This is a genomic window from Streptomyces sp. MMCC 100, from assembly GCF_041538145.2.
Taxonomy (GTDB): Bacteria; Actinomycetota; Actinomycetes; order Streptomycetales; family Streptomycetaceae; genus Streptomyces.
In genome coordinates this window covers 554,281-561,045 of the sequence record NZ_JBGORK020000001.1, presented here as the reverse complement: position 1 = coordinate 561,045, position 6,765 = coordinate 554,281, and the positions used below count along the sequence as shown (strand labels likewise).

Sequence of the window (6,765 nt, the reverse complement as noted above, 5' to 3'; positions counted from 1 at the left end):
CCGAGTAGTCAACGTTCCACCCATGAGCAACCAGCATCAGACATTCGCTGATGTACTGGCCTCTGACCGTGTCCCGAAGGACCCGGTAAGAAGTGCTCCTTAGAAAGGAGGTGATCCAGCCGCACCTTCCGGTACGGCTACCTTGTTACGACTTCGTCCCAATCGCCAGTCCCACCTTCGACAGCTCCCTCCCACAAGGGGTTGGGCCACCGGCTTCGGGTGTTACCGACTTTCGTGACGTGACGGGCGGTGTGTACAAGGCCCGGGAACGTATTCACCGCAGCAATGCTGATCTGCGATTACTAGCGACTCCGACTTCATGGGGTCGAGTTGCAGACCCCAATCCGAACTGAGACCGGCTTTTTGAGATTCGCTCCACCTTACGGTATCGCAGCTCATTGTACCGGCCATTGTAGCACGTGTGCAGCCCAAGACATAAGGGGCATGATGACTTGACGTCGTCCCCACCTTCCTCCGAGTTGACCCCGGCGGTCTCCCGTGAGTCCCCAACACCCCGAAGGGCTTGCTGGCAACACGGGACAAGGGTTGCGCTCGTTGCGGGACTTAACCCAACATCTCACGACACGAGCTGACGACAGCCATGCACCACCTGTACACCGACCACAAGGGGGGCACCATCTCTGATGCTTTCCGGTGTATGTCAAGCCTTGGTAAGGTTCTTCGCGTTGCGTCGAATTAAGCCACATGCTCCGCCGCTTGTGCGGGCCCCCGTCAATTCCTTTGAGTTTTAGCCTTGCGGCCGTACTCCCCAGGCGGGGCACTTAATGCGTTAGCTGCGGCACGGACAACGTGGAATGTTGCCCACACCTAGTGCCCACCGTTTACGGCGTGGACTACCAGGGTATCTAATCCTGTTCGCTCCCCACGCTTTCGCTCCTCAGCGTCAGTATCGGCCCAGAGATCCGCCTTCGCCACCGGTGTTCCTCCTGATATCTGCGCATTTCACCGCTACACCAGGAATTCCGATCTCCCCTACCGAACTCTAGCCTGCCCGTATCGACTGCAGACCCGGGGTTAAGCCCCGGGCTTTCACAACCGACGCGACAAGCCGCCTACGAGCTCTTTACGCCCAATAATTCCGGACAACGCTTGCGCCCTACGTATTACCGCGGCTGCTGGCACGTAGTTAGCCGGCGCTTCTTCTGCAGGTACCGTCACTTTCGCTTCTTCCCTGCTGAAAGAGGTTTACAACCCGAAGGCCGTCATCCCTCACGCGGCGTCGCTGCATCAGGCTTTCGCCCATTGTGCAATATTCCCCACTGCTGCCTCCCGTAGGAGTCTGGGCCGTGTCTCAGTCCCAGTGTGGCCGGTCGCCCTCTCAGGCCGGCTACCCGTCGTCGCCTTGGTGAGCCATTACCTCACCAACAAGCTGATAGGCCGCGGGCTCATCCTGCACCGCCGGAGCTTTCGAACCTCGCAGATGCCTGCGAGGGTCAGTATCCGGTATTAGACCCCGTTTCCAGGGCTTGTCCCAGAGTGCAGGGCAGATTGCCCACGTGTTACTCACCCGTTCGCCACTAATCCCCACCGAAGTGGTTCATCGTTCGACTTGCATGTGTTAAGCACGCCGCCAGCGTTCGTCCTGAGCCAGGATCAAACTCTCCGTGAATGCTTGCCGGTCATCCGGCGTACACCACGAGAGCGGAACAGTCGGAGGAATAATCCGACCGTTCACAGCGTCCTCGCTGTGTGTTTCAAAGGAACCTCAACCCGATCGAACCGATCAGGTCGGGGTATCAACATATCTGGCGTTGACTTTTGGCACGCTGTTGAGTTCTCAAGGAACGGACGCTTCCTTTGTACTCACNCTCGGGCTTTCCTCCGGGCGCTTCCCTTCGGTCTTGCGTTTCCGACTCTATCAGATCTTTCCGATCCGATTTCCTCGGTGCTTTCCAGGTTCCCGCTTTCGCGTTTCCCTTTCCGGCGGTTCCGACTTTATCAGAAGTTCCGAGCCGTTCTTACCGGCTGTTCGTTTCCGATTCATCGGGAGAGTGCTTCGTCGAATTTGTTGATTCGGGGAAGCTGGTAGATGTTCACTGTCGCCCTCTGGGGTGAACCCGTCTCCAGGCAACTGTTCGAATCTACCTCCCCGCTCGCTCCGTGTCAACGGCTCTTGCGGGAACGAAGAGGACAGTAGCAGCTCACCAGGGGTGGATGCACATCAGGCGGCCGTTGGCACGGTGGCGCTGCGTTCGGCTGCCTCGACGTCGCCCGTGTCGCCGGCGCGCACGGCACGGCCGCCGAGGACGTAGACGTAGGCGAGGAAGGCCAGCTCGGCCACGACGCCGATGGTGATGCGGGCCCAGGTGGGCAGGCCGGACGGAGTGACGAAGCCTTCGATGGCGCCGGACACGAAGAGGACGAGGGCCAGGCCGACCGCCATGCCGATGGCAGCGCGGCCCTCTTCGGCGAGGGCGACGCGTCGGGTGCGAGGTCCTGGGTCGACGAGGGTCCAGCCCAGCCGCAGACCGGTACCGGCGGCGACGAACACCGCTGTCAGTTCGAGCAGACCGTGGGGCAGGACCAGGCCGAGGAAGGTGTCGAGGCGGCCGGCCGACGACATCAGGCCGAAGCCGACGCCGAGGTTGAGCATGTTCTGGAAGAGGATCCAGATGACGGGCAGTCCCAGGAAGACGCCCAGGATGAGGCAGAGCGCGGCGGCCCAGGCGTTGTTCGTCCACACCTGCGCTGCGAACGAGGCTGCCGGGTTGCTCGAGTAGTACGTCTCGTACTGGCCGCCCGGGCGGGTGAGCTCACGCAGTTCGCTCGGTGCCGCGATGGTGGACTGCACCTCCGGGTGGGTGCCGATCCACCAGCCCAGGAGGGCTGCGACCGCGGTCGACAGGAGGGCGGTGGGGACCCACCAGTGGCGGGCCCGGTAAACGGCCGCCGGGAACTGCTGGGTCAGGAACCGCGTGACGTCGCGCCAGGATGCGCGCCGGGTGCCTGTCACGACACTGCGCGCGCGTGCCACCAATTGGCTGAGCCTTCCGGTCAGCTGGGGATCGGGTGCGCTGGACTGGATCAGGGAGAGGTGGGTGGCCGTGCGCTGGTAGAGGGCGACGAGTTCGTCGGTCTCGGCACCGGTCAGTCGGCGCCGGCGCCGGAGCAGGGCGTCGAGGCGGTCCCACTCCGCGCGGTGGGCGGAGACGAAGACGTCGAGGTCCATCGGTGTGCCTGCTCCTCGGCTATCGTCGGCGGCTCGTCGTGGATCAGCTTGTCGTACTGCGGCGCGGTGCGTCCTCAGCTTGGCAGACTGGCGGGGACGGGGGCAGTCAGGGGAAGGGCGGCGGGCGTGAGTGAGCTGGTGACGGGCGAGGCGGTGGCGCTGGAGCTGCGTCCCGCGAGGCTGCCCAGCAGGGCGCTGGCCGTCCTGCTCGACCTGGCGGTGGCCGTGGCCGTCTACGTGGCGGTGACCATCGTGCTGGTGGCGTCCACCTCGTCCCTGGACGGAGCGGCGCAGACCGCGCTCACGATCGCGACCTTCGTCCTCGTACTGGTGGGCGGGCCGATCGCCGTGGAGACGCTCAGCCATGGGCGGTCGCTCGGGAAGGCGGCGTGCGGGCTGCGGGTGGTGCGGGACGACGGCGGGCCGATCCGTTTCCGGCACTCGCTGGTGCGGGGCTTGATCGGGGTGATCGAGATCCTCATGACGTTCGGGGTGATCGCCTGTATCGCCTCGTTGGTGTCGGCGCGGGGGCGTCGGCTCGGTGACGTGTTCGCGGGCACGCTGGTCGTGCGGGAGAGGGTGCCGTTCTCGTCGGCGGGCTTCATGCCGCCGCCTCCGCCGTGGCTGGCGGGTCGGTTCTCGGGGCTCGACCTGTCCGCGGTGCCCGACGATCTGTGGCTCGCCGTCCGTCAGTACCTGACTCGGGCGGGGCAGCTGGATCCGCGCGTCGGCTGGGCCATGGCCGAGCGGCTCGCCGCCGATGTGGCGGCCCGTACGGGTGCTCCGGTGCCGCGGGAGGTTCCGCCGCCCGCGTATCTGGCGGCGGTGCTGCAGGAACGGCAGGCTCGGGAGGCCCGGCGGGCGTTCGGCGGCGCCTCGGCGGGCGGGGGTGCTGCCCCGGTGGTGCCGGTGGTGCCGGTGGCTCCTGCGCCGGCTGCCCCGCCGCCTGCGCCCGTCACCCCGCCTGCTCCGTCATCCGATGGTCGCCCCGAGGTGTCGCGGGACGTGCCGCCGGACGGCCGCCCCGGAACCGGGTTCGTGCCGCCCGCATAGGCACGACGGACCGCCCGACGCCCCTCACGGGAACACGGACGGTGGTGTCTCCAGGTCCTCCAGCTCGATGCCGGGGGCCGCGAGTACGACGTCACCGGCGATGTGCACGGAGTGCTGCTCGCCCGTGTCCAGGGCTGTGACCTGGTATTCGTCCACGGTGAGGGGGCCGTTGTCAGTGGCGTGTGCTTCTCTGTTCAGCAAGGCCCAGGACTGATCCACGGTGCGGGGGGCGAGGACCGGGTCGGTGAGGGCGACGAGGCGTAGGCGGGTGGCTGATCCGGAGGGGGTGAGGCGCAGAAGACGGGTGACGGCGACGAGGAAGGCCGGGGACGTGCCGGTGAAGGCGTGGGCGCGCGCATTGCCTTCGGTGGCGTGGACTCCGGTGGGGTCGGTACGGACCCAGGTGACGCCGTCGATGGCGGCGCCGCGTACCTGCCAGTCGGCGGCGTGGAGTTCGAGGCGGATGGGACGGCCGAGTTCGTCGAGGGCGAGGTCGACGGAGCCCTGGTGGTCCCCGGTGGGCGCGGTCAGCTGTGAGACGTAGCGCCAGCCGGAGGGGCCGGGGGCGCATTGGAAGTGTTCTTCTGCGAGGAGGGTGTGGTCGTGCGGATCGTGAAGCGAATAACGGCCGCGGGGCATGGGTGTCCTGAGTGGTGACGGGCTGCTGGTCCGGCCGCTGAGGCGTCAACGGGACAGGCCCCCGGCACGGAGGTGCGGGGGCCTGTCCCGAAGGCGAGGAGCCGTGTGAGCCGACGGGCTCAGTAGCGGTAGTGGTCCGCCTTGTAGGGGCCCTCGACCTTGACGCCGATGTAGTCGGCCTGCTCCGGGCGGAGCGTGGTCAGCTTGACGCCGAGGGAGTCGAGGTGGAGCCGGGCGACCTTCTCGTCCAGGTGCTTGGGCAGCACGTAGACATCGGTCGGGTACTCGTCGGGCTTGGTGAACAGCTCGATCTGGGCCAGGGTCTGGTCCGCGAACGAGTTGGACATCACGAACGACGGGTGACCGGTGGCGTTGCCCAGGTTCAGCAGGCGGCCCTCGGAGAGGACGATCAGCACCTTGCCGTCGGGGTACGTCCAGGTGTGGACCTGCGGCTTGACCTCGTCCTTGACGATGCCCGGGGTCTTGGCGAGGCCGGCCATGTCGATCTCGTTGTCGAAGTGGCCGATGTTGCCGACGATGGCCTGGTGCTTCATCTTGGCCATGTCCGAGGCCATGATGATGTCCTTGTTGCCGGTCGTGGTGACGAAGATGTCGGCCTTGTCGACGACCTCGTCCAGCGTCGTGACCTGGTAGCCGTCCATCGCGGCCTGCAGGGCGCAGATCGGGTCGATCTCGGTGATGATCACGCGGGCGCCCTGGCCGCGCAGGGACTCCGCGCAGCCCTTGCCCACGTCGCCGTAGCCGCAGACGACGGCGGTCTTGCCGCCGATCAGGACGTCGGTGGCGCGGTTGATGCCGTCGATCAGGGAGTGGCGGCAGCCGTACTTGTTGTCGAACTTCGACTTGGTGACCGCGTCGTTGACGTTGATCGCCGGGAACAGGAGGGTGCCGTCGCGGTGCATCTCGTACAGGCGGTGGACGCCGGTCGTGGTCTCCTCGGTCACGCCGCGGATCTCGGACGCCAGCTGGGTCCACTTCTGCGGGCTCTCGCTGACCGTGCGGGTGAGGAGTTCGAGGATGACGCGGTGCTCGTCGGACTCGGCGGTGTCGACCGAGGGGACCTTGCCGTCCTTCTCGTACTCGACGCCCTTGTGGACGAGGAGGGTGGCGTCACCGCCGTCGTCCAGGATCATGTTCGGGCCGCCGGTGGGGGTGTTCGGCCAGGTCAGGGCCTGCTCCGTGCACCACCAGTACTCCTCCAGGGTCTCGCCCTTCCAGGCGAAGACCGGGACGCCCTGCGGGTTGTCCGGGGTTCCGTTCGGGCCGACAGCGATGGCGGCGGCCGCGTGGTCCTGGGTGGAGAAGATGTTGCAGGAGGCCCAGCGGACCTCGGCGCCCAGGGCGACCAGGGTCTCGATGAGCACGGCGGTCTGCACGGTCATGTGCAGGGAGCCGGTGACGCGGGCGCCGGCGAGGGGCTGGGCGTCGGCGTACTCCTTGCGGATCGCCATCAGGCCCGGCATCTCGTGCTCGGCGAGGGTGATCTCCTTGCGGCCGAACGCGGCCAGGGAGAGGTCGGCGACCTTGAAGTCCTGTCGGTTGTCGACAGTCGTCATTACGGGCTGCTCCTCGGGTTGGGTCGAGGTGGGTACGGCTGACCTGCGCGGCGGCGGACACAGGGGTGCCCCGAAGAGGACACAGGCATGCCCGCGTACGCGCAGCGCAGTCCGTCGGAGGCCCTCTCTCCCTCGGCCGGTCCGTCCTGGACCGCCCGACCGCCATCAGCAGCGACGTCTGGCTCCGTCCCAAGCTACACCGCGGGCGCCCGCCGTCCCCAGTCCGCCTCCGAACACTTCCGGACGTTCACGAAGCGTGACGAAGTGCGCTGGGGAGTAGGCCGACGGGGCCCGCCGAGCGGATCG

At 66.7% G+C, this 6,765-nt stretch carries 4 protein-coding genes and 1 rRNA gene; 1 reads left to right on the top strand and 4 read right to left on the bottom strand.

Features of this window, described 5'->3' with window-relative positions; genetic code table 11:
• Positions 1-103: 103 nt before the first annotated feature.
• Together ABS735_RS02720 and ABS735_RS02715 are read right to left on the bottom strand one after the other, a co-directional pair.
• Positions 104-1,630, bottom strand: a 16S ribosomal RNA gene (locus ABS735_RS02720).
• A 552-nt stretch (positions 1,631-2,182) separates the two neighbouring features.
• Entirely contained in the window at positions 2,183-3,190 is a 1,008-nt protein-coding gene (locus ABS735_RS02715) for a stage II sporulation protein M (protein WP_373902971.1), read from the bottom strand.
• Positions 3,191-3,316: 126 nt separating this feature from the next.
• On the opposite strand from ABS735_RS02715, the gene ABS735_RS02710 reads away from it, so the two are divergent.
• On the top strand, positions 3,317-4,243 hold the full coding sequence (locus ABS735_RS02710) for an RDD family protein (protein ID WP_373902970.1): 927 nt from the start codon (positions 3,317-3,319) through the stop codon (positions 4,241-4,243).
• Positions 4,244-4,267: 24 nt separating this feature from the next.
• Here ABS735_RS02710 and ABS735_RS02705 read toward each other — a convergent pair whose 3' ends face one another.
• Positions 4,268-4,882, bottom strand: coding sequence for a hypothetical protein (locus tag ABS735_RS02705; protein ID WP_373902969.1), 615 nt, complete (start codon positions 4,880-4,882; stop codon positions 4,268-4,270).
• Positions 4,883-5,001: 119 nt separating this feature from the next.
• Positions 5,002-6,459: an adenosylhomocysteinase gene (gene ahcY, locus ABS735_RS02700; protein ID WP_373902968.1), complete on the bottom strand. Its 1,458-nt coding sequence runs from the start codon at positions 6,457-6,459 to the stop codon at positions 5,002-5,004.
• Positions 6,460-6,765 lie beyond the last annotated feature (306 nt).

What these genes read in the sequence shown, in the direction of transcription:
- ahcY (WP_373902968.1), bottom strand. Translation starts at nt 6,459, where the DNA reads ATGACGACTGTCGACAACCGACAGGACTTCAAGGTCGCCGACCTCTCC.
- ABS735_RS02715 (WP_373902971.1), bottom strand. Translation starts at nt 3,190, where the DNA reads ATGGACCTCGACGTCTTCGTCTCCGCCCACCGCGCGGAGTGGGACCGC.
- ABS735_RS02705 (WP_373902969.1), bottom strand. Translation starts at nt 4,882, where the DNA reads ATGCCCCGCGGCCGTTATTCGCTTCACGATCCGCACGACCACACCCTC.